Origin of the sequence: Kitasatospora sp. NPDC093806 (genome assembly GCF_040683335.1) — a bacterium.
Taxonomy (GTDB): Bacteria; Actinomycetota; Actinomycetes; order Streptomycetales; family Streptomycetaceae; genus Kitasatospora.
Map to the genome: position 1 here is coordinate 1 of NZ_JBFBDO010000036.1, position 24,379 is coordinate 24,379.

The window sequence follows — 24,379 nt, forward strand, 5'->3', positions numbered from 1 at the left end:
CGCCGGGGCGGGCGGGGGCGCGGCGAGCGCCGCGGTGTAGGCGGCGGTGTCGACGGTGGCGTCGGCACCGTCGCGCGAGGCGGTGAACGAACCGAGCGCGGGCGGGGCGAAGCAGAGCAGCAGCACGGCCGGCACGGCGAGCAGCCACGCCACCCGGGGACCGTGCCCGTGCCCGTGGCCGTCGTGCCCGTGCTCGTCGTGGGCCTCATGCCCGTGCTCGTCGTGCGCGTGACCGGCGCCGCCGTGTGGTACGTGCCACACCGCGTTCCCCTCCGCGTCCCGGCGGAACTCCAGGACGGGCTCACGCCGCCGCTCGGTGAGCCGGACCACCGTCCCGGCGACGCCGAGCCCGGCCAGGATCACCCCCGAGGCGATCAGTGGCAGCCGCAGCCCCTCCTTGACGTACTGCAGGAACACATCACTGCCCACGGTGATCCGCAGCAACGCGGCCCCCACCAGGACCAGCAACAACGACGGCGCGAGCCCCCGGAACCGGGCGCGCAGGGTACGGACGGTGGCGGTCACCTGATCCTCCAGAGAGAGTCCCGGCCTCCGGGCCGGGAGGAATGTGGACCCCGTCGGGAGCGATCCGTCGCGATCGAGACCGACCAGGAACGAAGGTCACCGGCGTAGGGCCGGCGGTACCGCGAATACTCGCGTCGTGGACAAGTAGTTAAGGTGAGCCCGTGAGGACGGCGTACAAGTGCCGGGCCTACCCGGACTCCGAGCAGGCGGCCGTCTTCGGTCGCACGTTCGGCTGTGTACGCCTGGTGTGGAACAAGACGCTCGCCGAACGGCACCGCGCCTACCACGAGGACGGGACCCGGACCTCGTACAAGGAGACCGACGCGGCGCTGACCGCCTGGAAGCGCACCGAGGAGCTGGCGTTCCTGTCCGAGGTGTCGTCGGTCCCGTTGCAGCAGACGCTCCGCCACCAGCACACCGCGTTCGCCCACTTCTTCGCCGGACGGGCGAAGTACCCCCGGTTCAAGAACCGCGGCTCGCGGCAGTCGGCGCACTACACCCGCTCGGCGTTCCGCATGAACAACGGCGAGCTGCGGTTGGCGAAGACCACCGCGCCCTTGTCCTTCGTGTGGTCCTTCGACGGTGTGGAACTCGCCTCGCTGGACCCGACGATGGTCGTGATCTCGCGTGACCCGGACGGCCGCTGGTACGTGACGTTCGCCGTGGACACCGAAGCCCCGGCCGCGGCGGAACCCGTCGGGCACGGGATCGGCATCGACCTCGGGCTCCGGGACTTCGCGGTCACCAGTGACGGGGACCGGATCGCCAACCCCCGCCACCTGGAACGCAAGGCCGCCAACCTCGCCCGCTACCAGCGGCGCATGGCACGGTGCGAACGCGGCTCGATGAACCGGCGCAAGGCCAAGGCGAAGGTCGCCCGAGCCCACCGCAAGGTCCGCAACGCCCGCGCCGACTTCCTCCACCGCACCAGCACGAACATCGTCCGCAACGCCGACCTGATCGCCATCGAGGACCTCGCAGTCGCAAGCATGGTCAGGAACCGCAGGCTGTCGCGGTCGATCGGCGACGCCGGGTGGGGCGAGTTCCGGCGGCAGCTGGAGTACAAGGCCGAACGCCACGGGCGCTGGCTCGTCGTGATCGACCGCTGGTACCCGTCCTCGAAGACCTGCTCCCACTGCGGACACCTCCTCGCCGAGCTCGCCCTGAGTACCCGGCGCTGGACGTGCCCGACCTGCCGCACCCGGCACGACCGGGACCTCAACGCGGCGAAGAACATCCTTGCGGCTGGTCGAGCCGTAGCCCGGGAACGTCCGGGCGATGCCTGTGGAGCTGATGTCAGCCATTCCGAGTCCTCTCGGGTGCGGTCGGCGACGAAGCAGGAACACCCGCGCCGCGAGGCGCGCCGCACAAGCGGCAACCGGTCCTAGGGCTGGTGGGGATCCCCGGTCGTCAGGACGGGGAGGAAGTCAAAGCAGGATCCCTCCGGTCAGGATGCTGGCGAGGACGGCGACGACGAAGGTGGCGCTGGAGAAGCGGGCGGCGAAGGCCCGGCCGAAGGAGCCGGACTGGAGGGCGATCAGTTTGAGGTCGACCATCGGGCCGACCACCAGGAACGCCAGCCGGGCGGTGGGGGAGAAGCCGGTGAGGGAGGCGGCGACGAAGGCGTCCGCCTCCGAGCAGACGGCCAGGACGACGGCGAGCACCGCGAGGGCGAGGACGCCCAGCCAGGGTGAGTCGGAGAAGGTGCGCAGCACGGACGGCGGGACCAGCACGTTGAACGTCGCGGCGGCCGCCGCGCCGACCACCAGGAAGCCGCCGGCGTGCAGGAAGTCGTGCTGGAGGCCGCGCCGGAACTCGTCCAGCGGGTTGCGTCCGGCGCCGTGCTCGGCCGGGCCCTTGGGCAGGCGCAGCCACTCCGGGCGGCCGAAGGCGACCCAGAGCCAGCCCATGACGAGTGCCGTGGCGAGCGAGGCGCCCAGCCGGGCGAAGACCATCTCGGGTGCGTCCGGGAAGGCGATCGCGGTGGAGACCAGGACGACCGGGTTGACGGCGGGCGCGGCGAGCAGGAACGCGAGCGCGGCGGCCGGGGCGACCCCGCGCCGCATCAGGCTCCCGGCGACCGGGACGGACGCGCACTCGCAGCCCGGCAGGACGGCGCCCGCGACCCCGGCCACCGGGACGGCAAGGGCGGGGTTGCGGGGCAGCAGCCGGGCGAAGACCCGTGCCGGGACGAACGCCCCGATGGCGGCCGAGACGATCGTGCCGAGTACCAGGAACGGCAGGCCCTGCACCACGATGGCTACCAGCAGGGTCCGCCAGGCGCGGACGCCGCCGGTGTCCCAGGCCCAGGCCAGTACCGGCGCGGCGATGGCCGCGACCACCAGCGCCCCGGTCAGCAGACGGCCCGTGCCCCGGCGCCGCTGCGGCGGGGTGGCCGCCGGTGACGCCTGGATCCGCGGGACGCTGCCGAGACTCGTCTCCACCACGGTGACCGCTCCTCAGCTCGCCCGCCGCCCGCCCACCACGGGTCGCGGGCGGGGGGCGGCAAGTCCTGTCTGCTCACCGTCAGATGGTGAGCTCGGAGGCAGAGTAGCGTTGATAATCACTTTCATCTAGGCCTTCACCCGCGAGTCGCGCTCCGGTAGTGTCACGTTCGCGGAGGGGCTCCTCCGGGACGCCGGTGGGGCGTCAACCTGCTGCACCCGGTTGCCGGTTGGGCCGCCGGGCGACGGGCTCTCCGGCGGGTGCGCCGGTCAGCCGGCCCGGCGGGCGGCCACGGTGTTCAGCAGGGCGGCGCCCCGCTCGGCGTCGTCCACGCTCACCGCGAAGTCCACGCCCTCGCGCGGCTCGACCACCAGGCACTCGCCGCGCCGCAGCATGACCGTCGTGCCCAGTCCGCTCAGTCGGTAGCCCCAGCCGCCCACCTGGGCGGGGGTGCGCTGCTCGGCCCGGGCCGAGGCGACGTCCGCCGGTGACCAGTGCCGGGACGGCCAGCCGAGCGGGCCGAACGCCACGTCGAGACCGCGCTCGGTCACCCGCGCCTGGACGGAGGAGCAGCCGGCGCCCGTCACCGCGACCACCGTGAGCGGCACGGCCAGCGCCCACCCCGGGCCGCCGAGTCCGGTGACCGCGATCAGCGCGGACCCCGCCGCGCCGAGCCCGGTCACGGCGGCGAGCACGCCGAGCCACGGGTTCACCGTCCGGGACAGCCAGACGGCGCGCTGCCCGTCCGGCAGGTCGAGCCGGGGGCCGTCGGCGGCTGTCACCGGCCGCGGACCCGGGGCGTCGCGGGCCACCAGCCACCAGCCGAGACCGCCCGCCGCGAGCGCCGCCACCACGGCCGCCAGCACCTCGAAGCCGATCGGACGGGCCTCCTGCCAGGACGGACGGTCCAGGTTCGCGGCGACGATCGAGGCCTGCGCGCCGACCAGCAGCACGCCGCCGAAGCCCAGCCCGGCCCCGGCCAACTGCCGGGCCTGAGTCCCACCCCGTCGGCGGGCGACGGCCGCGGCGGCGACCGCGACCAGCCAGAACGCGGCGGGGAAGGCGATCGCGCCGGTCAGCGACATCGAGTCGTCCGGCCGCTCCCCGTCCCAGTGCGTGGCCATCGGCTCCGGCAGCCGCCCGTGCGCCGCCAGCGGCAGTGCGAGCAGCAGCGCCAGCACTCCGACGGCCCACACCGGGGCGCCCCAGCCGACTGCCCGATCGGCTGCCTGGTCGACTTGGGCGTTCTCGGTCGGTCCGGTTTCCGTGTGTCCGTCCTTCCGCGAAGCGTCGCTCATTCCAGCCCCCTGATCATCTCGATGAGTTCCTCCCTGTTGAAGCCCGCGTGGGCCGCGTCCGCGACCAGGCGGCGCGCCGCGTCCAGCAGCTCGGCGCGCCGGTCGGCGCCCCGCGCGACGGTGATGCCGCGACCCCGGCGGAACTCCAGCACCCCCTCGTCGCGCAGCACCCGCAGGGCGCGCAGCACGGTGTTGGAGTTGACCCCGAGCGCCCGCGCCAACTCCCGGGCGGGCGGCAGCCGTTCGCCGGGTGCGCACTCGCCCTCGGCGACGGCCCGGCGGATCGCCCCCGCGACCTGCTCATGCAGCGGGCGGGGGTCCGCAGCGTCCAGCTTCAGCAACATGGTGCTAGTGACAGTAGCACCATATGAGGATCATCAGATGGTGGTGGGTGGTGGCCGTGGTGACGGGGTGTGGGCCGACGGGACGGCCGGAGGCAGGTCCGTCACGGCCGGTCCCGGAAGGTGCGGCGGGTGCTGGTGGTGAGGAGGGTGAGGGTCAGCAGAGCGAGGGTGACGGCGGTGACCAGGACGGGGGAGGGGCCGGCAGGGTGGCCGGCTCGGCGGACGGTGCCCATGAAGTCGAGGGTGGCGACCTGGTTCACCGCCAGGTACCAGAGGGGGAGGTAGAGGGCCTGGAAGAGACGGTGGGTGCGGGAGAGGGTGCCGAGGGCGAGGGCGAGCGAGGGGATGAAGAGGGCGCCCGCCGACCAGGCGGCCACCCCGGCGGTGTCGCCGGCCGTCACCAGGCGGACCAGGACCCCGGAGCCGAGCAGGGCGGTCAGGACGACGCCGGCCGTCCACTCGGCGAGGAGTCGCGCTCGGGCGGCCGGGTAGGCGCCGAGCAGGGACTCCAGACCGTACTCGGCCGAGCGGCTGCCGAGACGGGACCAGAGGAGCACCGGCCAGACCCAGGCGGCCGGCAGGACCGCGCCGACGCCGGTGTCCGACGGGACGGCGAGCCCGGCGACGACCAGCCCGGCGGCGGCCGACCACCACCAGCGCGAGGCGTCGCCGCACAGGATCCGCACCTCCCCGGCGAGCAGCCGGCCGAAGCCGCGAACGGCCGAGGCCCGGGCGGGCGGGGTGTGGGGGAGGGCGAGCGGGGCGGAGACGGGGACGACGACGGGGGTTTCCGGGGCGAGGCGCGGGCCCGGTCGCCCGCCCCTGCCGCGAGCCGGGTCGAAGCGGCCGAACCAGAGGGCCGGCAGCGCGGCGAGCGCCACCGCGAACAGGACCAGCAGCAGCCGCTGGGCCAGGAACCCGCCGTCGAACCCCGCGCCGTCCCAGGGGAACGGCTCCAGCGGAGCGTCCACCCTGGTCAGGCCCAGGCTGAAGTCGTCGCCGCCGAGGTCGACCCCGCGCGCGGCCAGCCCCTCGCGCAGCGAGGCGGCGGCCGGGCCGAGGCCCAGCCCGCCGAACGGCGCGCCGGGCGCCTCCCCGGCGATCATCAGGGTGGGAGCGAAGGCGAACCAGGCCACGTTGCCCAGCCCGCCGCGCAGCAGCGGCACCGTCTCGAACAGGACCGCCACCGCCGCCGTCACCGCGAGCAGCGGCAGCGTCAGCACCAGGAACGGCGTCAAGAGCGCGACCGGGTCGAGCGCGCGGTCCTCGCCGCGGACCAGTTGCAGGGCGGGCGCGGTGAGCGCCAGCACGCCGAGCATCGATCCGAGCACCAAGAGGTTCCCGAGGAACTTGGCCAGCAGCAGGTCGGCCGTCCGCAGCGGGGAGGCGGCCAGGATCTGGCCGACCCTGGTCTCCTCGTCGCGGCCGAGGCCCTTGCGGACCACGTAGAACCCGCCGAGGGTGAGCCAGAGCGCGCCGGCCAGGGCGGTCGCGGTGCCGACGTACGCGCTGTTGTAGGTGCCCCGGTACGGGCCGAGCGCGAGGATCGCCCAGTGCCCGTCGGCGGGCGGGACGGCCAGCAGGCCGAGGCCGACGGCGGCCAGCAGCGTCACCGCGTACGCGGGCCGGCGGACCCGGTCCCGGAAGTCGCCGACCGCCAGCCGGCCGAGACGCGCGAGGTGGTTGGGGAGGGCGGCATGGGGAGGGCGGGGGAGGGTGCCCGCCCCGGTGGCGAGGCGTCCGGTCATCGCCGCACCTCCGCCCGGGCCGGGGCGGCGGCCGACCCGGCGAATGCCGGTCGGACCAGCCCGAGGTAGGCGTCCTCCAGGTCCGGCGGGACCGCAGTGGCCTCGGCGGACGGCGCGGTGTCCGCGAGCAGCCGCAGCCGGACCCGGCCGTCGCCGGTGCGCACCATCCGGCTCACGACATACCGCTCCTGCATCGCGGCCACCGCGGCCTGGTCGACCGGCACCTCCCACACCCGGCCGTGCTGGCCGTGTCGCAACTCCTCGGGGCTGCCCCGGCGCAGCAGCCGCCCGCCCGCGACGACCGCGATGTCCCCCGCCACCGACTCGACGTCCGAGACGATGTGGGTGGAGAGCAGCACCACACGGTCGGCGGCGAGCGCGCTCAGCAGGTTGCGGAAGCGCACCCGCTCCTCCGGATCGAGCCCGGCGGTGGGCTCGTCGACGACGATGACGCGCGGGTCGTCGAGCAGGGCCTGGGCGATGCCGACCCGGCGCAGCATGCCACCGGAGTACGCGCCGAGCGGCCGCCGCAGGGCCTCGGTGAGGTTGACCAGGGCAAGCAGTTCGTCGATCCGGGCCCGGGCGGAGCGGGCGGACAGACCCTTGGCGGCGGCCAGGTAGGCGAGGAACTCGCGTGCGGTGAGGTTCGGGTGAACGCCGAAGTCCTGCGGGAGGAAGCCGAGCTCACGGCGGAGCAGATCGGGCCGGGCGAGCGCGTCGGCGCCCTGGTAGGCGAGCCGGCCGGAGGTGGGCCGGGTGACGGTGGCGATGATCCGCATCAGCGAGGACTTGCCCGCGCCGTTCGGGCCGAGCAGGCCGAGCAGTCCGGGGCCGAGCCGCAGTGAGAGACCGTCGACGGCGCGCTTGCCGCCCCGGTAGACCTTGCTGACGTCGGTGAGTTCGAGCAGGGGTGCCGGGCGGTGGTGGTCGGGGTGGAGTCTGACGTCGGGTCGGCTCATGGGCTCCGCTCTCCCGGTCGGTGTGAGGGGTGGTCGGTCGGTGACGTGGGAGAGCTTTCCCGACCACCGGGCCCTTGCCATCTGTCTTTCGGCAGAGATGGGGGCTTGTCTTTCGTCAGGGGTCAGACCTGCCTTTCGACAGTGGTGGGCGGGCCGTTCGGCGGGGAGGATTCCCGGCAAGAACGGCCCCGACCAGCGCGGCAGACCTTGACACGTGGTTCGGGCACTGAGTTACTTGGCCCCAATCGGGGCCGACCGATCATTCGGTTTGTGTGCCAGTGATGCATGGGAGGCGCGATGAGCAACGGAGCACCGGTAGGCCTCGGCGAGGCGCCGCCGGACGACCTGCTGGACGCCGGTGAGCGGATGACCGGCGAGGAGCTGCGGGCGCACCAGCTCAAGCACTTGCGGGCCACGCTGCGCCACGCCTACGACCACGTCGAGCTCTACCGCCGGAAGTTCGACGCGGCCGGAGTCGTGCCCGAGGACTGCCGCACCCTCGCCGACCTCGCCCGCTTCCCCTTCACCGCCAAGGCCGACCTGCGCGAGACCTATCCGTTCGGCATGTTCGCCGTCCCGAGGGAGCGGGTCCGGCGGATCCACGCCTCCAGCGGGACCACTGGCCGGCCCACCGTGGTCGGCTACACCGAGCACGACCTCGACGTCTGGGCCGAGGTCGTCGCCCGGTCCATCCGGGCGGCCGGCGGGCGGCCCGGCCAGACGGTGCACATCGCCTACGGCTACGGACTGTTCACCGGCGGCCTGGGCGCGCACGCCGGCGCCGAACGGGCCGGCTGCACGGTGATCCCCGCGTCCGGCGGGATGACGGCCCGGCAGGTCCAGCTGATCCAGGACCTCGAACCCGAGGTCATCATGGTCACCCCGTCCTACCTGCTCACCCTGCTCGACGAGTTCGAGAAGCAGGGCGTCGACCCGCGCGGCACCTCGTTGCGGGTCGGGATCTTCGGCGCCGAACCGTGGACGGAGGAGATGCGCGCGGAGATCGAGCGGCGGATGGGCATCCACGCCGTCGACATCTACGGGCTCTCCGAGGTGATGGGGCCCGGCGTCGCCCAGGAGTGCGTGGAGACCAAGGACGGCCTGCACATCTGGGAGGACCACTTCTACCCGGAGGTGGTCGACCCGCTGACCGACGAGGTGCTGCCGGACGGCGAGAGCGGCGAGCTCGTCTTCACCTCGCTCACCAAGGAGGCGCTGCCGGTGATCCGCTACCGCACCCGCGACCTCACCCGCCTGTTGCCGGGCACCGCGCGGCCCGCGTTCCGCAGGATGGCCAAGGTGACGGGGCGCAGCGACGACATGATCATCCTGCGCGGGGTCAACGTCTTCCCGACCCAGATCGAGGAGATCCTGCTGCGCGTCCCGGGCGTGGCGCCGCACTTCCAGCTGAGGCTGACCCGCCGGGGCCGGCTGGACCACATGACGGTGCGGGTGGAGGCGCGCCCGGACGCCGGCTCCGAGCAGCGGGAGGCGGCGGTCGCGGCGATCGTGCGGAGCGTGAAGGATGGAGTGGGGGTGAGTGTGGACGTCGAGGTGCTGGACCCGTACAGCCTGGAGCGGTCGGTCGGGAAGATCCGCCGGATCGCCGACCTCCGGGAGAGCTGAGGGAGGCTGAGAAAGCCTGAGGGAGGAGAAGCGGACGAAAGGAGGAGAAGAGGGAGGAGAGGGAGGAGAGGCGGTGCCCCGCCGACGCGCCCGTCGGCGATCCGCGTCAAAGGGGCGTCAGGGCGGCGTCAGGGGGCCGTCAGGACGCGGCGGCGGGCTTGTCCGGCGGGTGTCGGCGGGGTTTGGATGGGTGACGTGAACCGCTCGACACGCCACCACGACCGCCCGCCGCATACGCGGCCCGGGGCCGTCGCCGTGACGCCCGTCGCCGTCGCGGTCACCGCCGCCGTCCGGTAGGCCGAGCCTCCCCGCTTCGCCGCCGTACGGGTGCCCGGGCCGTCGCCGTTCCCGGCCGCGCCCGCGCCACGCCGTCCGCCCCCTCGCCCGCCGGCCGGGTGGGGGAGTGGACGCGTCCCTCCCCCGGGAGAGCCCCTCCCGCCTTTCCCGCACCCGCGGCCCGTGGGCGCGCCGGGCCGGACCGCCCGCGCCTCCTCGCACCCCGCCGGTGCCCGCACCCTTGGATGGGTCATGTCCGACGCCGTTCTGTCCGCCAACTCCACCGAGACCGCCGAGACCGCCGACTTCACCGAATCCATCGACCTCACCGACCTCACCGACCCCGCCAACACCAAGTCCACCGACTCCCTGCCGCTCTCCGCCCGTACCGCCCTGGTGACCGGAGCTTCCTCCGGCATCGGCTGGGAGACCGCCCGGCTGCTGGCCGGGCTGGGCGCCACCGTCCTGGTGCACGCGCGTTCCACGGCCGAGGCCGAGGACGCCGTCGAGCGGCTGGTGGCGGCCGGGGTGCGGCGGGATCAACTGGTCGAGCTGGCCGCCGACTTCACCCGCCTTTCGGAGGTCGCGGTGCTGGCCGGGACGGTCGTGAAGCACTACCCGGCGCTGGACCTGCTGGTCAACAACGCCGCCGTGATGGCGCCCGAGCGCTGCACCCTCACCGACGACGGAAACGGGGTCTCACTCCAGGTCAACTTCCTTGCCGCGCACCTGCTGTCCAAGCTGCTGCGGGCGCCGCTCGCGGCGGCCGGGGACGCTCGGGTCGTCAACGTCTCCTCCTCGCTGCACCGCACCGCGTCGATGAACTGGTCGGACCCGCACCGGGTGAAGAAGTACTCGCGGGTCGCCGCCTACGCGCAGTCGCAGCTGGCGCTCACCATGGCCACCGCCGAGATGGCCCCGGCCGGCTCCGGTGTCACGGCGGTCAGCCTCAACCCGGGCCTGTGCGACACCGCCCTGCTCCCGCTGTACGGCCGGGTCGGCGCGCCGGCGGCGGAGGGCGCGGCGGCGGTCGTCCGGCTCTGCCTGCCGACCACGACGGTGGTCAACGGTCACTACTACGAAGGAGGTTCGGTCGCGGCCACCGCACCGGTGGTCCAGGAGGAGCGGTCGCAGCGGCGGCTGGTCAAGCTCGCGGATCAGTTGGTCGGCAGCCGGGCCTGACCGTCAGGGCTCACGGCGGGACCCAAGCCCGGCTCCGCGCCGCGCCATGCAGTCCGCCCCGCCCGCCCACCCGCCCGTGCTCGGCGGGCGGACGGGTGGCCGGTGCGGGCTGGGCGGGGCGGGCCGGCACGGCCGCGGGTCACTTCTCGACGAGGACGATCTCCTCGATCGGGCGGGTCATCCGGACGGTGTTGCCGGTGATCTCGATCAGGTGCTGGAGCCCGCGGATCGCCGTCGCCTGTTCGGGGACGTGGAACTCCTCGCCCTCGCCGGCCAGGTAGGCCGGGAAGGAGTCCAGCGCGGGGCCGAACAGCCGGATGTAGTCGGCGAGTCGGCGGAACAGCTTGGGCAGCAGCACCAGCTGGTCGGTGATCGAGGCGAGGTCGTCCACCTTGGCGCCGTCGGTGGTGAGGTCGTGCTGCCAGACGCTGTCGGGGGCCTTCGCGGCGCGGGCCTGGCGGGCGACGGCGGCGAGGTCGACCCGCAGCACCTCGGGCAGGCTGCTGTAGAAGGTCGGGTAGACCAGGCCCCGGGCGAGGAGGTGGTGGTTGGCGGTCTGCCGGAGCAGATCGACGGTGACGGTGACGCGGTCGCCGCTGTGCGTGCCGTGCGGCAGGTCGCCGCGGCCGACCAGGCCGATGCAGCGGCCGTAGGCGTCCGCGCCGCTGCTCAGCACGAACCCGGGCACGGTCTCCGGCGTCGCGGCGGTGACCTTCTCGTCGGCGTTGCGGACGACGCCGGTGAAGCCGAGCCAGGAGACGAGCTCGTCGCGCGCCGCGTGTGCGCCGAGGTCGAGCGGCTGGTGGACGGTGCCGGGGCCGACGCCCTGGTAGTGGGTCTCCAGCGCGTCGATCGCGTCCATCCGGATGCTGCCGCCGCCGTGGCTGTTGCGCTTGATCCGGTTCCGGCCGGGGACGTCGTGCCAGAAGCCCGGGTCCTGCGGGGTGAAGTGGACGGTGTCGCCGTCGGGTTGGCTGTCGAGGATCCGGTACGTCCCCTTGATGGCAAGCATGGACACGGTCGCCTCCGTTGGTGCGTGCGTGCGGACGAGTGCGGGCGCGGGTGCGAGTGCGTTGGTGGGCGCGGACGGGTGCAGGTGCGGGTACCGGTGGGCGGCCCTCATTCTGGCGGCGTGGGCCGGTGACGTGGGGGGACGCGCGGGTGAACAGCGGGGGCGCGTTGGTTGCGTACGGCGTGAACCGGGCACTGCGGGGCGGGTGAGCGGAGGCCGCGCGCCCTCTACCATGAGGCCATGAGCGGGAGCCTCCAGGTATCAGGTGCACATGTGTCGCAGGAGTCCGGCGTGGACGAACGGTTGGACGTCGCCGCCGGCATCCTCGCCCTGCTCGCCGACCGCACCCGGCTCGCCCTGATGCAGCGGCTGAGCGAGGGGGAGGCCGATGTGACGACGCTGACCGAGGCCTGCGGCGCGGCGCGCCCGTCGGTCAGCCAGCACCTCGGCAAGCTGCGGCTGGCCGGCCTGGTCTCGACCCGCAAGGATGGTCGCCGGGTGGTCTACGCACTGCGGCACGGGCACCTGCGGCGGCTGGTCCACGAGGCGCTGAACGTCGCCGACCACCAGATCAGCGGGCTGCCGCCGCACGACTGAGCCCGCCGTCCCCGGGGCCCGCGGGCCTTTTTATCGCCAACAGGTGCACACGTATGCACATGTTGTCCTATCCTGGAGGAGACGTCCCTGGTTCGCGCCGGATCGACCCGCGCGCCGAGTCCGAACGGAGTCTCCCGATGCTCTCCGTCCTCCGAGACCGCACCTACCGGCACCTGTTCACCGCCCAGGTGGTCGCCCTCGCCGGGACCGGCCTGGCCACGGTGGCGCTGGGCCTGCTCGCCTACGACCTGGCCGGCGCCTCCGCCGGCTCGGTGCTCGGCACGGCCCTGGCGATCAAGATGGTCGCGTACGTCGGCATCGCCCCCGTCGTCGCCGCGCTCGCGCACCGGATCCCGCGCCGCCGGCTGCTGGTCGCCGCCGACCTGGCCCGGGCGGGAGTGGCGCTCGGGCTGCCGTTCGTCGGGTCCGTCTGGCAGGTCTACCTGCTGATATTCGTCCTGCAGGCGGCCTCGGCGACCTTCACGCCGGCCTTCCAGTCCGTGATCCCCGAGGTACTGCCCGAGGAGCGCGACTACACCCGCGCCCTGTCGCTCTCCCGGCTCGCCTACGACACGGAGAGCCTGGTCAGCCCGGCGCTGGCCGCCGGGCTGCTGGCCCTGGTCGGCTACCGCTGGCTGTTCTGGGGGACGGTGGTCGGGTTCCTCGCCTCGGCGGTCCTGGTGGTCTCGGTCGCCCTGCCGGGCGTGGCGGCGGTCCGGTCCGGCAAGGCCCGGGAGGCCAAGGCTCGGGGGGACAAGGCGCTGCAGGCCAAGGCTCAGGAGGGCGGCGCTCAGGAGGGCGCGGCCCGCGACGGCGCGGACACCGCCCGGCCGCTCGCCGCCCGCTCCCTCGCCGGGATCCGGCTCTTCCTCTCGGTGCCGCGCCTGCGCGCGCTGCTCGCCCTGGACCTCGCCGTCGCCGCCGGTGGCGCGATGGTGATCGTCAACACCGTCGTCTACGTCCGCGACCAGCTCGGCCGTCCGGCGGGTGACGTGCCGCTCGCCCTCGGCGCATACGGCGGCGGTTCGATGATCGTCGCGCTGCTGCTGCCCAAGGTGCTGGATCGGGTGGCCGACCGGACCGTGATGCTGCCCGCCGCCTTCGCCATCGCGGGCCTGCTCGCCGCCCTGGCCGTGGTCACCACGGTGGGCGCCGGGGCGGGCGGCGGCGGATGGCGCTGGCCCGCGCTACTCGCCCTCTGGGCGGGGCTCGGCGCGGCGGGTTCGCTGATCCTCACCCCCGGCGGCCGACTGCTGCGGGCGGCGGTGCCCGCCTCGGACCTGCCGGCCGCCTTCGCTGCTCAGTTCTCGCTGTCGCACGGTTGCTGGCTGGTCGCCTACCCGCTGGCGGGCTGGCTCGGCGCCACCGCCGGTCTCCCCGCCGCCACCGTCGCGCTCGGCGTGCTCGCGTTGCTGGCCGCCGTCCTGGCGACCCGGGCGTGGCGGGGCGCCCCGGCCGCCGTCCAGGCCACGGCGACCCCGTCCGCCGGTACCCCGTCCGCCCTCCCGTCCGCCGCCTCGCCGGTGCGGCTCGCGCCCGCCGCGCTCCGGGTCCACCACTACGCGCGCCGTCCGCCCCGCCGTCGCCCCCTGTTCGGCTCGTCCGGCGGCCCGCTGGTCCACCACCGGCACCACCACCGTCCGGCCCCCGGCGTCACCCCGCACTGACGCCCACCACCGGGCCCCGTCCGGCCGGGACCCGCCCACCCGGCCCAGCGCCCCCGAGCCGCCCCCGGACCGCCCCTCGGGGTCCGGGGGCGCGGCCTGTTTTCCGGGCGCCCGACCTGGCGCGGATGTTGGTTCATGTTCGATATTGTTTGTTCATGTTCTTGAAGGGAAGCCCCACGACAGGGAGCACGCCATGGCCGGAGCGGTGACCAAGGCGACCGACACGGCCGACGCGAGCGACGCGACCGGCACAGTCGAATCAGCCGACACAGCCGGCACGGCTGGCACAGCCGACACAGCCGACACAGCCGACACAGCCGACGCGACCGGCCCGACCGGCTCGACGACCAGGACCGTCACCAAGCTGGCCGACGGCCGTGAGCTGATCTACTACGACCGCGGCGCGCCGCCCGCCGGACGGGAGGCCGTCGATCGGCGGCCGCTGGAGCCCGGCGTGCCCTCCTCCGAGGTGCGGCGGGACCCGTTGACCGGAGCCTGGGTGACCGTCGCCGCCCACCGCCAGGCCCGCATCTACCGTCCACCCGCCGACGAGTGCCCGCTCTGCCCGAGCCGCGACGGCCGGCTCAGCGAGATCCCGGCGGCGGACTACCAGGTCGCCGTTTTCGAGAACCGCTTCCCCTCCCTCGCGGGCGGCCCCGGCGACCACCCGGTGCCACCGGACCTCGACGACCCGCTGTACGCCCGCGGCCCGGGCGTCGGGCGGTGCGAGGTGGTCTGCTTCACCGCCGACCACGACGCCTCCTTCGCCGAGCTCTCCGAGGACCGGGCCCGCCTGGTGCTGGACGCCTGGACCGACCGCACCGCCGAACTCGCCACCCTGCCCGGCGTCCGCCAGGTCTACTGCTTCGAGAACCGCGGCGCCGAGATCGGCGTCACCCTCGCCCACCCGCACGGCCAGATCTACGCCCTGCCGTTCGTCACCCCGCGCACCACCCGGATGATCGAGCAGGCGGCCCGCCGCCGCGCCCGCACCGGCCGCAACCTCTTCGAGGACCTGATCACCGCAGAACGCACCGGTTCCGAACGGCTGGTCCTCGCCGGCGAGCACTGGACGGCCTTCGTCCCGTTCGCCGCCCGCTGGCCCTACGAGGTGCACCTCTACCCGAACCGCCGGGTCCGCGACCTCACCGACCTCACCGAGCCCGAACGCGCCGAGTTCCCCCGGCTCTACCTCGACCTGCTGCGCCGCCTCGACCGCCTCTTCGTGGACGGCGGCGCCGACGGCGCGGCCGCCGGGCGGCGCGTCCCGGCCCCGTACATCGCCGCCTGGCACCAGGCCCCGGCCGAGGGCGGTGACGAACTCGCCCTCCACCTGGAGCTGTTCACCATCCGGCGGACCGCCGACAAGCTCAAGTACCTGGCCGGTACCGAGTCCGGGATGGAGGCCTTCATGAACGACGTCGCCCCGGAGGACGCCGCCCGGCGCCTGCGCGAGGTGGCCACCACAACCCCGTCCACGCCCGAGAACGCGCCCACGTCCGAGAACGCGCCCACGTCCGAGAACGCGCCCACGCCCGAGAACGCGCCCACGTCCGAGAACGCGCCCACCAACACGCCCACGCCCGCAACCGACGGAGAGCAACAGTGACGACCACCACCGATACCACCGGCACCTTCGAGCGCCTCTACGGCCACGCCCCCGAGGGCGTCTGGGCGGCCCCCGGCCGGGTGAACCTGATCGGCGAACACACCGACTACAACGACGGGTTCGTGCTGCCGATCGCCCTGCCGCAGTCCGTCCGCGCGCAGGTCCGCCGCCGGGCCGACGGCGTGCTGCGGCTGAGCTCGACCCGGGTGCCGGGCGAGGTCGTCGAGCTGGACGTCGCCGCGCTGGCCCCGGGCGGGGTGAGCGGCTGGGCGGCGTACCCGGCGGCCGTCGTCTGGACGCTGCGCCAGGCGGGCCACCCGGTCGGCGGGGCGGACGTGCTGCTCGACAGCGACGTGCCCGGCGGCGCCGGTCTCTCCTCCTCGGCCGCCCTGGAGTGCGCCGTCGCCATCGCCTACAACGACCTTCACGGGCTCGGGCTCGACGCGCCGGGGCTCGCGCTGCTCGCGCAGCGGGCGGAGAACGAGTTCGTCGGTGTGCCCTGCGGGATCATGGACCAGATGGCCTCGATGACCTGCCGGGCCGGGGCCGCCCTGCACCTGGACGCCCGCGACCTGTCCGCCCGTCATGTCCCGCTCGACCTGGCGGGCGCGGACCTGGCGCTGCTGGTGATCGACACCCGGGTGCAGCACGACCTCGCCGACGGCGCCTACGCCGCGCTGCGGGCGGGGTGCGAGCGAGCGGCGGAACTGCTCGGGCTGCCCGCCCTGCGGGACCTCGCGGCCGCCGACCTGCCCGCCGCCCTCGACCGGCTCCCGGCCGAACTGGTCCCGCTGGTGCGGCACGTGGTGACCGAGAACGGGCGGGTCGAGCAGGCCGTCGCCGAACTGGAGCGGCGCGGGCCGGCGGCGCTCGGCCCGATCCTGACGGCCGGCCACGCCTCGCTGCGCGACGACTACCGGACCTCCTGCCCGGAGACCGACCTCGCCGTCGCCACCGCCGTCGCCGCCGGGGCGCTCGGGGCACGGATGACCGGCGGCGGGTTCGGCGGTTCGGTGATCGCGCTGGTGGAGACGGCGGTGGCGGACACCGTGGTCAAGGCGGTCACCGGAGCCTCCGCGTTCGCGGGTCACGCCGAACCGCGGGTGTACCGGGCCGTGCCGTCCGAGGGGGCCCGCCGACTGTCCTGAGGCACCCACCCCTCCCGGGCGCCCGGCGCACCCGGGAGGGGGAAGCCGTCCGGCGACAGCCCAGGGTGGTCCTGCCGGACCCAGGCAACGGCGGGCCTGGTTGGTCCCGCCGGGTGGCGGCGAAGGTGGACCCATGACCGAGATCAACGCAACCCAGACCCCCACCGTCACCCCGACCACCCCCGCCCCCACCGCCCCCACCGCCCACGACGGCGAGTTCGCCGGCAAGGTCGTCCTCATCACCGGCGGCACCAGCGGCATGGGCCTCGCCACCGCCCGCCGCCTCCTCGACGCCGGCGCCGACGTCGTCATCACCGGCCGCACCGACGCCCGCCTGCGCCGCGCCGAGGCCGAACTCGACGCCGGTGACCGGGTGTTCGCGGTCCGCGCCGACTCCGCCAAGCCCGCCGACCTGGCCCGGCTCGCCGAGCTGGTGGGGGAGCGGTACGGCCGGCTCGACGGGGTGTTCGCCAACGCCGGGGTGGGCGTCTTCGAGCTCCCGGCCGAGGTGACCGAGGAGAGCTTCGACCGCACCGTGGGCGTCAACTTCAAGGGCGTCTTCTTCACCGTCCAGCACGCCCTCCCACTGCTGGAGAAGGCGTCCGGCGGCGCCTCGATCGTTCTCAACGCCTCCTGGACGCTGCACCGCGGCCTGCCCAACGCCCCGGTGTACGCGGCCAGCAAGGCGGCCGTCCACAACCTCGCCCGCACCCTCGGCCACGAGTTCGCCGGGCGCGGCATCCGGATCAACTCGGTCAGCCCGGGCTACATCGTCACCGAGATGTTCCACGAGGTCCTCACCGAGCAGTCGGACCAGGACGGCGCGCTCGCCCAGGTGCCGCTCGGCCGGCTCGGCGAGGCCGCCGACGTCGCCGAGACCGTGGCCTTCCTGCTCTCGCCCCGCGCCTCCTACATCACCGGCCAGGACATCGTGGTCGACGGCGGTGTGGTCGCCGTCGCCAACACCTGGTGAAACCGTCACCGGCCCGCCGTCGCGTCAGCCTGGTCCTCCCAGGGCCAGGCTGACGGGCACCCCCTCCAGCGAGAATGGGCCCCATGAGCAGCACCAGTGCAGCGATCAGCCTCAACGAGTTCCTGCGGACCCGCCGCTCCCGGCTCCGGCCCGAGGACGTCGACCTGCCGGACTTCGGCGGCCGCCGCCGGGTCTCCGGCCTGCGCCGCGAGGAGCTCGCCCAGCTCGCCGGGGTCAGCGTCGACTACTACACCCGGCTCGAACAGGGCCGGGTCGGCAACCCCTCGGACGCCGTGCTCGACGCCATCGCCCGGGCGCTGCGCCTGGACGCCGAGGAGTCCGGTCACCTGCACCGCCTCGCCCGCACCCGGCCCGACCGCACCCGCTGGGCCCGCGCCGCGTCCGCCCCGCAGCAGGTCCGGCCGATGATGGCCCGGCTGCTCGCCGGGCTGACCGACGTGCCCGCCCTGGTGATGGGCCACCGGATGGACGTCCTGGCCTGGAACCGGGCCGGCGCCCTGGTGCTCGGCGACTACGGCGCGCTGCCCCCGGCCGAGCGCAACATCGCCCGGATCACCTTCCTCGACCCCGGCTCCCGCGACCTCTACGCGGACTGGGCCACCTGCGCCCGGGAGACCGTCGCCTTCCTCCACCTGGAGGCCGGCCGCCGCCCCGACGACCCGAAGCTCGCCGAACTGATCGGCGAACTGTCCATGCGCAGCGAGGAGTTCCGTCGCTGGTGGGCCGAGCACCCGGTGCGCGACAAGACCTCCGGCCGCAAGGTGTTCCACCACCCGCTGGTCGGCACCCTGGAACTGGACTACGACACCCTGCGCCCCGCCTCCGAGCCCGGCCAGGCGCTGATCAGCTACGCCGCCGAACCGGGCAGCCCGTCCCACGACGCCCTACGGATGCTGCTCGCCTGGGACGCCGGCCGCACCGCCCCGGTGCAGCAGGCGGAGGACCGTGCGGCGTCCCGTTGACATCGACGGCCCGGGCGGGGGCCGAGTCGGCGGTCAGGGTGAAAAGCAGGAAGGCGGTCAGGAAGGCGGTCAGGGCGACGACGGCTCGACCAGGCCGAACTCGTAGGCCAGGATCACCAGCCGGACCCGATCCCGGGCGTCCAGGCGGGTGAACAGCCGCGCCACGTGCGCCTTGGCGGTGGCCGGGCTGATCACCAACTGCTCGGCGATCTCCGCGTTCGACAGGCCGCGCCCGACCAGCGTCAGCACCTCGCGCTCCCGCTCGGTGACGCCGGCCGCCGCGAGCCGAGCCGCCGCCCCGCTCTCCTCCACCGCCCGGGCACCGCGGTCGGCCCGGCCGGCGGGCTCCGGCCGGGCCGCGAACTCGGCGACCAGCCGGCGCGTCACCCCCGGCGCGAGCAGGGCGTCCCCGGCCGCGACCACGCGGATGCCGTCCAGGATGCTCTCCAGTGCCATGTCCTTGACCAGGAACCCGCTCGCCCCGGCGCGCAGCGCCCCGTAGACGTACTCGTCGTCGTCGAAGGTGGTCAGGACCAGGACGCGGGTTGCCGCCGCGCGGTTCGCGACGATCCGGCGGGTCGCCTCGATGCCGTCCATCCCGGGCATCCGGATGTCCATCACCGCGACGTCCGGCCGCAGCGCGCGGGCCAGTTCCACCGCCTCCGCGCCGTCGGCGGCCTCGCCGACGACCTCCAGGTCGGGCGTGTCGGCGATGAGCACCCGCAGGCCGGTGCGGATCAGCGGCTGGTCGTCGACCAGGAGGACGCGGATCACCGGCCCACCTCCTCGGGCAGGGGCAGGAGGGCCGCCACCCGGAACCCGCCGCCGGGGCGCGGCCCGGCGCTGAACTCGCCGCCGAGCAGGGTGACCCGCTCGCGCATCCCGGTCAGCCCGTAGCCGTAGCCGTAGCCGTAGCCGTCGCCGTTGCCGCCGCCGCCCCCGTTCGCCTCCCCGGCCGGTGCACGGCCGCACCCCAGGTCGACGACGGTGACGGTCACCGCAGCCGCGGTCCGTTCGACCGTCACGGTGCAGTCCCGGGTGCCGGCGTGCCGCACCACGTTGGTCACCGACTCCTGGACGATCCGGAACGCGGCCAGGTCGACGTCCGGCGGCAGCGCGCCCAGTCCGGCGGCCGACCCCCCGGGGCCCTCGCCGCGCCGGACCAGTTCGACCCGGACCCCGGCCGCGGCCGTCCGCGCCACCAGCTCGTCCAGCCGGTCCAGACCGGGCGTCGGGCCGAGCGGAGCCGCCTCCTCCTCGCCCCGGCGCAGCGCGCCGAGCATCCGCCGCAGGCCGGCCAGGGTGTCCCGGCTGGTGGCCTCGATGGCGGTCAGCGCGTTGCGGGTCTCGGCGGGCTGGGTGTCCATCACCCGGCTGCCCACCCCGGCCTGGATGGCGATGATGCCGATGTTGTGCGCGACCACGTCGTGCAGCTCACGGGCGATCCGCAGCCGCTCGTCGGTGAGCGCCTGCCGGGACGCCCTGGCGCGGACCTCCGCCGTGTGCGCCCGGTCCTGGCGGACGGCGTGACCGACCAGCCAGGCCACCGCCACCGTGCACAGCAGCGCGGCCGGTACCGAGGGGTTGACGGGGTAGCCGGAGGCCAGCCGCCACCCCGTGTCGGCGGCCACCGCCCCGGCCGGCAGCGCGGCGGCCAGGGCGGACGTCCGGCGGGGGCGGGTCGCGGCCGTGTACCCGACCAGGGCGTCCGTCAGCAGGAAGAGCACGTGCGAGGTCGCCTTCACTTCCATCCCGAGCGAGTACACCGTGCCGGCGAGCGCCACCGCGACGGCGGCCACCGGCACGCGCACCAGCAGCGCCGTGACCAGCGTCGTCACCACGGCCGTGACCAGCAGCGGCGCGTCCTCGACGTTGCCGTGGTAGCGGAACAGCCGGCTCAGCTCGTCCGGCCGTTGGAGGGAACGGACCAGAACGACCGTCAGCCAGCCGCCGCCCACCCAGACGGCCGGCGGCACCCGCCGGAGCAGCGGAGAAGAAGGACGCGTGATGATCATCCGGCTGATCGTAGCCAGTCGCCTCGGCCCGGACATCGGCCCACGGGCTTAAGCCCCGGGGCCAGGCCAGGGGCCGGCGGTGTGGCCCCCGGGTCGCTGTGGCGGGTACCCCGCGCCGGGCATCGTCGTCCCGTGATCGAAACGAACCGACTGACCAAGCGCTACGGTGACGCCCTCGCCGTCGACGACCTCACCTTCACCGTCCCGGCCGGCCGGGTCACCGGCTTCCTCGGCCCGAACGGCGCGGGCAAGTCCACCACTCTGCGGATGATCCTCGGTCTGTCCGCGCCCACCGGCGGCACCGCCACCGTCGACGGGGTGCCGTTCGCCGGCCGGCCGCGCGGGCTGCGGCACGTCGGTGCGCTGCTCGACGCGGGGGACGTCCACGGCGGGCGCAGCGGGCGGGCGCACCTGCGGGCGCTGGCCCGGGCCAACGGGCTGCCGCCGGGCCGGGTGGAGGAGGTGCTGGCGGAGGTCGGGCTGGCGAAGGCGGCCGGGCGGCGGATCGGCGGGTACTCGCTCGGGATGAAGCAGCGGCTCGGCATCGCGGGCGCGCTGCTCGGGGACCCGCCGGTGCTGATCTTCGACGAGCCGCTCAACGGGCTGGACCCGGAGGGCGTGCGCTGGGTGCGCGGACTGTTCCGGCGGCTGGCGGAGGAGGGGCGGACGGTGTTCGTCTCCAGTCACATGATGGCCGAGATGGCGCACACCGCCGACCGGCTGGTGGTGATCGGCCGGGGGCGGCTGGTCGCCGACGAGAGCCTCGCCGATTTCGCCTTCCGGCACGCCGCACCCGCCGTGACGGTCCGGGCGGCGGACGCGGGCGCGCTCGCCACCGTCCTGACCGGGGCCGGCGGGACCGTGGTACCGGCACTCCGCGACCTGAGCGTCACCGGCCTGCCCGCCGCCCGGATCGGCGAGCTGGCCCACCGCCACGGCCACGTCCTGCACCAACTCGCGGACCACACCCCGTCTCTGGAGGCCGCGTTCATGGCCCTGACCGCCGACCACGCCGACCACCACGCCGGAGTCGCCCGATGAGCGCAGCCGCTTCGCCCGCCTACCGCCCTCGGTTCACCGACCTGCTCGCCGCCGAGTGGATCAAAACGCGCTCGCTCCGGTCGACGTACTGGGTGCTCACGCTGAGCGCCCTCGTCGCGCTGGCGATCAACGTCAACGCCGTCCACAGCGACCTCCCCTACATCGACAATCCGCCGCCGGCGCTACCCGGCATGCCGGAGTACCGCTACGACCCGCTCTGGCACGGGCTGAGCAGCATCGCGGCCGACGTCATGGCGCTGGCCGCCGCGAGCTTCGGGGCGATCACGGTATTCGGCGAGTACGCGACCGGGCAGATCCGGACCACCTTCGTCGCCACGCCGGACCGGCGCGGGGTGATCGGCGCCAAGCTCGTCATGGTCACGACGGTCACCCTGGTGCTCGGCACGGCCGTCTCGCTGGTCTCCTTCCTCACCACCAACGCGATGCTCGCCTCCCGCCGTCTCGGGCTCTCCCTCGCCGACCCCGGTTGCGCGCGGGCCGTGGCCGGCTACGCGCTCCTCGCGCCGGTCTGCGCGCTGATCGGCATGGCGTTCGGGGCGGTGCTGCGGCACGCCACCGCGTCCATCGTGGGGGTGGTCGGGCTGCTGTTCATCCTGCCGATGCTCTTCGGCGGGGAGCGCTACCGGCTGCTGAAGGAGATCGGCAACCACCTGCCGCTCGCCGCGGAAGGCCGGCTGGCCCTCAACCCCGACAGCACGGCGACACTGGGCGCGTACCCGCCGACCGTGCTCGGCTCCTGGCTGACACTGGCCGGCTGGGCGCTGGCCTCGGCGGCCGTCGCGGCCACGGTGGTCCGGCGCCGGGACGTCTGACCGGCGGGCCGGTGGTCGGACGAACTCCCGCACCTCGAAGTACCTTCTTCTGTACGGGAGTTCGTCCGCCGAATCGTCCACCGGGAGCTGTGACGACGAAGGGCGGGCGGCCCCGGGGATCGACGCCCGGGACCACCCGCCCCTGTTGTCCTGTACTGCGGACTACCAGCGACCGACCACCGGGGCATCGCCCGCGCTGCCGAACTTCACGCTGTAGACCAGCGCGCCGGAGTCCTTCGCCGCGCCGTAGAAGCCCGAATCGGAGGGGCGGTAGACGCCTACCTGGTCGGTGCCGTCGCCGTCCCAGTCACCGACGATCGGGGTGTCCCACCAGTCGCCGAAGGTGACCAGGTGGTCCACCTGGCCGGCGGTGCTGGAGTCGCTCATGACGAATGTCTGGGTACTCGGACGGTAGATGCCGACGGTGGTCTTGCCGTCGCCGTTCCAGTCGCCGACGATCGGCAGGTCGCCGCCCATGCCCATCTCCACCCGGTACGCGACGGTGGAGTTGTTGTTGGACAGGTAGAACGCCGAATCGGAGGGCCGGAACACGCCGATGGTGTCGGTGCCGTTGCCGTCCCAGTCGCCCACCACGGGAATGTCGCCACGCATGCCGAAGGTCCGGGCGATGGCCACCGAGGACTGGTCGTTCGTCAGATAGAAGGTGGAGTTGCTGGATCGGTACACGCCGAGGGTGTCCTTGGTGTCGCCGTTCCAGTCGCCGGTCAGCGGGGTGTCACCCGGGCTGCCGAACACCGCGGAGCCGAGGAGGTTGCCGTTCGCGTCGGCGAGGGCGAACTGCTGCGTGGTGGGGCGGTACACGCCGACCAGCGAGCGGCCCGGGACCCGGGCCTGGAGCTGGACGTCCAGGTAGTCCTGGTCGATGTTGATCTTCCGGCCGCCCCAGGTCTCCTCCACGTTGCCCTTGTACTGGTGGGCCCGCTGGTGGTTGTTCCAGAGGTTCGCGGGGATCTTCGGGTCGTTGGTGTCGGCCTTGCCGTTCCAGTTGGCGGTGAACAGCGCGTCCGGCATCGCGTAGCCGCTGGACTGGTTGGCCACCAGGTCGGCGATCCCGGTGGCGCTGCTGCTGTAGACGGCGGAGTTGTAGCCGCGCTCGTGCAGACGGGCGGTCCAGGCCGACAGGAACGGCTGGACCTTCGCCGAGTAGGCGGCGACGTCGTACGACTCCATGTCGTAGTACAGCACCGCGCCGGGGCCTATACCGAGCGAGACGGCCTGGTTGGCGGCGTCCTCGGCGGCGGCCCAGCCGTCGCCCTCGGCCCAGTTGATCCCGGCCGCCTGGACGCCGACGTAGATCGGCAGGAACCTCCAGCCGTTGTTGGCCTGGCGCTGGACCCAGGCGGCGTTCAGGTTGTCCTGCCGGCAGGCGCGCTTGCTGCCGCCGATGTAGATGCCGACCGCGCGGTACGGCGAGGACAGCCAGGCGTCCATGGCGGCGTTGTCCGGCGCGGCGCAGGCGTCGAAGCCCTGGCCGATGTGGTTGGTCAGGTCGGACGCGGCGGTGTTCCCGGCCGCGAGGGCCGCGGGGGCCTGCGCGAACGTTTCGCCGGCCGACGGCGCGCCCTGGGCCTTGGCGGACGGGGCCTGGGCCTTCTTGCCGTCGGCCTTCGGCGCGGCGGTCGGCAGCTTGGCACCGGCGAGGATGCGGCGGACCAGCGCCTGGTCGGTGTCGTAGGTGCCGGTCGCCCGGATCCCCGACGCGGTGGCAACGACCTCGTGGTCCATGACGCTCACCGACGTACCGGCCGCCGTGGCGGCGGCCTCGAAGGGCTCGACCAGCAGCGTCTCGGTGCGGCCGATCAGGCCGGCCGGACAGTTCTGCTCGCTGCCGGGCGTGCCGAGGTAGACGGCGTGGCGGTCGAGCCGCACGCACGCGGTCGGATCGGCCGTCAGGTCGACGACCGGCCAGCTCTCCGGGACGGAGAAGGTGTGGCCGAGGTAGGAGACGTTCTTCACCGGGTCACCGGCGGGCGCCGCCTGGGCCGCCCCGGCCGCTCCCCCTACCAGGGCCGCCGCAGCCAGCACAGCGGCGGCACCGCGCCAGCGCTGCGGCGCGGAAGTACTACCGAACATCACG

Annotated in this window: 20 protein-coding genes and 1 pseudogene; 11 read left to right on the forward strand and 10 right to left on the reverse strand. The window is 74.2% G+C overall.

Annotated elements, in window-relative coordinates:
* A pseudogene (locus tag AB0N76_RS18965) lies at nucleotides 1–525 on the reverse strand (hypothetical protein); the annotation flags it as partial.
* 161 nt (nucleotides 526–686) lie between these two features.
* Here AB0N76_RS18965 and AB0N76_RS18970 point away from each other — a divergent pair.
* Nucleotides 687–1,913 (forward strand): RNA-guided endonuclease TnpB family protein, encoded by a 1,227-nt coding sequence (locus AB0N76_RS18970; RefSeq protein ID WP_363558549.1) that lies wholly within the window; start codon nucleotides 687–689, stop codon nucleotides 1,911–1,913.
* A 39-nt stretch (nucleotides 1,914–1,952) separates the two neighbouring features.
* On the opposite strand, the gene AB0N76_RS18975 is transcribed toward AB0N76_RS18970, so the two are convergent.
* The 5 genes from AB0N76_RS18975 to AB0N76_RS18995 all read right to left on the reverse strand — a co-directional run bounded on the left by AB0N76_RS18975 (nucleotide 1,953) and on the right by AB0N76_RS18995 (nucleotide 7,268).
* Complete coding sequence (locus AB0N76_RS18975) at nucleotides 1,953–2,972, reverse strand: permease (RefSeq protein WP_363558551.1); 1,020 nt, start codon at nucleotides 2,970–2,972, stop codon at nucleotides 1,953–1,955.
* A 267-nt stretch (nucleotides 2,973–3,239) separates the two neighbouring features.
* Nucleotides 3,240–4,268 (reverse strand): DUF1648 domain-containing protein, encoded by a 1,029-nt coding sequence (locus AB0N76_RS18980; protein WP_363558553.1) that lies wholly within the window; start codon nucleotides 4,266–4,268, stop codon nucleotides 3,240–3,242.
* Entirely contained in the window at nucleotides 4,265–4,612 is a 348-nt protein-coding gene (locus tag AB0N76_RS18985) for a GntR family transcriptional regulator (protein ID WP_363558555.1), read from the reverse strand. Before AB0N76_RS18985 ends, AB0N76_RS18980 begins: the two co-directional genes overlap by 4 nt.
* Nucleotides 4,613–4,713: 101 nt before the next feature.
* Complete coding sequence (locus AB0N76_RS18990) at nucleotides 4,714–6,360, reverse strand: hypothetical protein (protein ID WP_363558557.1); 1,647 nt, start codon at nucleotides 6,358–6,360, stop codon at nucleotides 4,714–4,716.
* Entirely contained in the window at nucleotides 6,357–7,268 is a 912-nt protein-coding gene (locus tag AB0N76_RS18995; RefSeq protein WP_363558657.1) for an ATP-binding cassette domain-containing protein, read from the reverse strand. The genes AB0N76_RS18990 and AB0N76_RS18995 overlap by 4 nt, the downstream gene beginning before the upstream one ends.
* 348 nt (nucleotides 7,269–7,616) lie before the next feature.
* On the opposite strand from AB0N76_RS18995, the gene paaK reads away from it, so the two are divergent.
* Both paaK and AB0N76_RS19005 read left to right on the forward strand, forming a co-directional pair.
* Nucleotides 7,617–8,945 (forward strand): phenylacetate--CoA ligase PaaK, encoded by a 1,329-nt coding sequence (paaK, locus tag AB0N76_RS19000; RefSeq protein ID WP_363558559.1) that lies wholly within the window; start codon nucleotides 7,617–7,619, stop codon nucleotides 8,943–8,945.
* Nucleotides 8,946–9,473: 528 nt separating this feature from the next.
* Nucleotides 9,474–10,403, forward strand: a complete 930-nt coding sequence (locus tag AB0N76_RS19005; protein WP_363558560.1) for an SDR family NAD(P)-dependent oxidoreductase — start codon at nucleotides 9,474–9,476, stop codon at nucleotides 10,401–10,403.
* A 139-nt stretch (nucleotides 10,404–10,542) separates the two neighbouring features.
* Here AB0N76_RS19005 and AB0N76_RS19010 read toward each other — a convergent pair whose 3' ends face one another.
* Complete coding sequence (locus AB0N76_RS19010; RefSeq protein ID WP_363558659.1) at nucleotides 10,543–11,415, reverse strand: nuclease; 873 nt, start codon at nucleotides 11,413–11,415, stop codon at nucleotides 10,543–10,545.
* 240 nt (nucleotides 11,416–11,655) lie between these two features.
* Here AB0N76_RS19010 and AB0N76_RS19015 point away from each other — a divergent pair, with 240 nt between their 5' ends.
* The 6 genes from AB0N76_RS19015 (at nucleotide 11,656) to AB0N76_RS19040 (ending at nucleotide 18,392) form a co-directional block, all read left to right on the forward strand.
* Nucleotides 11,656–12,012 carry a metalloregulator ArsR/SmtB family transcription factor gene (locus AB0N76_RS19015; protein ID WP_363558562.1) on the forward strand — a complete coding sequence of 119 codons (357 nt, stop codon included), beginning with the start codon at nucleotides 11,656–11,658 and terminating at the stop codon, nucleotides 12,010–12,012.
* 137 nt (nucleotides 12,013–12,149) lie between these two features.
* Nucleotides 12,150–13,679 carry an MFS transporter gene (locus AB0N76_RS19020; protein ID WP_363558564.1) on the forward strand — a complete coding sequence of 510 codons (1,530 nt, stop codon included), beginning with the start codon at nucleotides 12,150–12,152 and terminating at the stop codon, nucleotides 13,677–13,679.
* 193 nt (nucleotides 13,680–13,872) lie between these two features.
* The gene (gene galT / locus AB0N76_RS19025; RefSeq protein WP_363558566.1) at nucleotides 13,873–15,288 is read left to right on the forward strand and encodes a galactose-1-phosphate uridylyltransferase; all 1,416 of its coding nucleotides are present in this window, start codon (nucleotides 13,873–13,875) and stop codon (nucleotides 15,286–15,288) included.
* Complete coding sequence (galK, locus tag AB0N76_RS19030; RefSeq protein ID WP_363558568.1) at nucleotides 15,285–16,436, forward strand: galactokinase; 1,152 nt, start codon at nucleotides 15,285–15,287, stop codon at nucleotides 16,434–16,436. The genes galT and galK overlap by 4 nt, the downstream gene beginning before the upstream one ends.
* A 133-nt stretch (nucleotides 16,437–16,569) precedes the next feature.
* Entirely contained in the window at nucleotides 16,570–17,409 is an 840-nt protein-coding gene (locus AB0N76_RS19035) for a glucose 1-dehydrogenase (RefSeq protein WP_363558570.1), read from the forward strand.
* Between the two features lie 83 nt (nucleotides 17,410–17,492).
* Nucleotides 17,493–18,392, forward strand: a complete 900-nt coding sequence (locus AB0N76_RS19040) for a helix-turn-helix transcriptional regulator (protein WP_363558572.1) — start codon at nucleotides 17,493–17,495, stop codon at nucleotides 18,390–18,392.
* 69 nt (nucleotides 18,393–18,461) lie between these two features.
* Here the strand turns inward: AB0N76_RS19040 and AB0N76_RS19045 are convergent, their stop codons facing one another.
* Together AB0N76_RS19045 and AB0N76_RS19050 are read right to left on the reverse strand one after the other, a co-directional pair.
* Nucleotides 18,462–19,166 (reverse strand): response regulator transcription factor, encoded by a 705-nt coding sequence (locus AB0N76_RS19045; RefSeq protein WP_363558574.1) that lies wholly within the window; start codon nucleotides 19,164–19,166, stop codon nucleotides 18,462–18,464.
* Nucleotides 19,163–20,407: a histidine kinase gene (locus AB0N76_RS19050; protein WP_363558576.1), complete on the reverse strand. Its 1,245-nt coding sequence runs from the start codon at nucleotides 20,405–20,407 to the stop codon at nucleotides 19,163–19,165. Before AB0N76_RS19050 ends, AB0N76_RS19045 begins: the two co-directional genes overlap by 4 nt.
* Nucleotides 20,408–20,539: 132 nt before the next feature.
* Between AB0N76_RS19050 and AB0N76_RS19055 the strand changes: the two genes are divergently transcribed.
* Both AB0N76_RS19055 and AB0N76_RS19060 read left to right on the forward strand, forming a co-directional pair.
* The gene (locus tag AB0N76_RS19055; protein WP_363558578.1) at nucleotides 20,540–21,448 is read left to right on the forward strand and encodes an ABC transporter ATP-binding protein; all 909 of its coding nucleotides are present in this window, start codon (nucleotides 20,540–20,542) and stop codon (nucleotides 21,446–21,448) included.
* Complete coding sequence (locus AB0N76_RS19060) at nucleotides 21,445–22,281, forward strand: ABC transporter permease (RefSeq protein ID WP_363558580.1); 837 nt, start codon at nucleotides 21,445–21,447, stop codon at nucleotides 22,279–22,281. Before AB0N76_RS19055 ends, AB0N76_RS19060 begins: the two co-directional genes overlap by 4 nt.
* Nucleotides 22,282–22,443: 162 nt before the next feature.
* On the opposite strand, the gene AB0N76_RS19065 is transcribed toward AB0N76_RS19060, so the two are convergent.
* Entirely contained in the window at nucleotides 22,444–24,375 is a 1,932-nt protein-coding gene (locus tag AB0N76_RS19065; protein ID WP_363558582.1) for a DUF1906 domain-containing protein, read from the reverse strand.
* Nucleotides 24,376–24,379 lie beyond the last annotated feature (4 nt).

What these genes read in the sequence shown, in the direction of transcription:
- AB0N76_RS18980 (WP_363558553.1), bottom strand. Translation starts at nt 4,268, where the DNA reads ATGAGCGACGCTTCGCGGAAGGACGGACACACGGAAACCGGACCGACC.
- AB0N76_RS18985 (WP_363558555.1), bottom strand. Translation starts at nt 4,612, where the DNA reads ATGTTGCTGAAGCTGGACGCTGCGGACCCCCGCCCGCTGCATGAGCAG.
- AB0N76_RS18990 (WP_363558557.1), bottom strand. Translation starts at nt 6,360, where the DNA reads ATGACCGGACGCCTCGCCACCGGGGCGGGCACCCTCCCCCGCCCTCCC.
- paaK (WP_363558559.1), top strand. Translation starts at nt 7,617, where the DNA reads ATGAGCAACGGAGCACCGGTAGGCCTCGGCGAGGCGCCGCCGGACGAC.
- AB0N76_RS19005 (WP_363558560.1), top strand. Translation starts at nt 9,474, where the DNA reads ATGTCCGACGCCGTTCTGTCCGCCAACTCCACCGAGACCGCCGAGACC.
- AB0N76_RS19010 (WP_363558659.1), bottom strand. Translation starts at nt 11,415, where the DNA reads ATGCTTGCCATCAAGGGGACGTACCGGATCCTCGACAGCCAACCCGAC.
- AB0N76_RS19015 (WP_363558562.1), top strand. Translation starts at nt 11,656, where the DNA reads ATGAGCGGGAGCCTCCAGGTATCAGGTGCACATGTGTCGCAGGAGTCC.
- AB0N76_RS19020 (WP_363558564.1), top strand. Translation starts at nt 12,150, where the DNA reads ATGCTCTCCGTCCTCCGAGACCGCACCTACCGGCACCTGTTCACCGCC.
- galT (WP_363558566.1), top strand. Translation starts at nt 13,873, where the DNA reads ATGGCCGGAGCGGTGACCAAGGCGACCGACACGGCCGACGCGAGCGAC.
- AB0N76_RS19035 (WP_363558570.1), top strand. Translation starts at nt 16,570, where the DNA reads ATGACCGAGATCAACGCAACCCAGACCCCCACCGTCACCCCGACCACC.
- AB0N76_RS19040 (WP_363558572.1), top strand. Translation starts at nt 17,493, where the DNA reads ATGAGCAGCACCAGTGCAGCGATCAGCCTCAACGAGTTCCTGCGGACC.
- AB0N76_RS19050 (WP_363558576.1), bottom strand. Translation starts at nt 20,407, where the DNA reads ATGATCATCACGCGTCCTTCTTCTCCGCTGCTCCGGCGGGTGCCGCCG.
- AB0N76_RS19060 (WP_363558580.1), top strand. Translation starts at nt 21,445, where the DNA reads ATGAGCGCAGCCGCTTCGCCCGCCTACCGCCCTCGGTTCACCGACCTG.
- AB0N76_RS19065 (WP_363558582.1), bottom strand. Translation starts at nt 24,375, where the DNA reads ATGTTCGGTAGTACTTCCGCGCCGCAGCGCTGGCGCGGTGCCGCCGCT.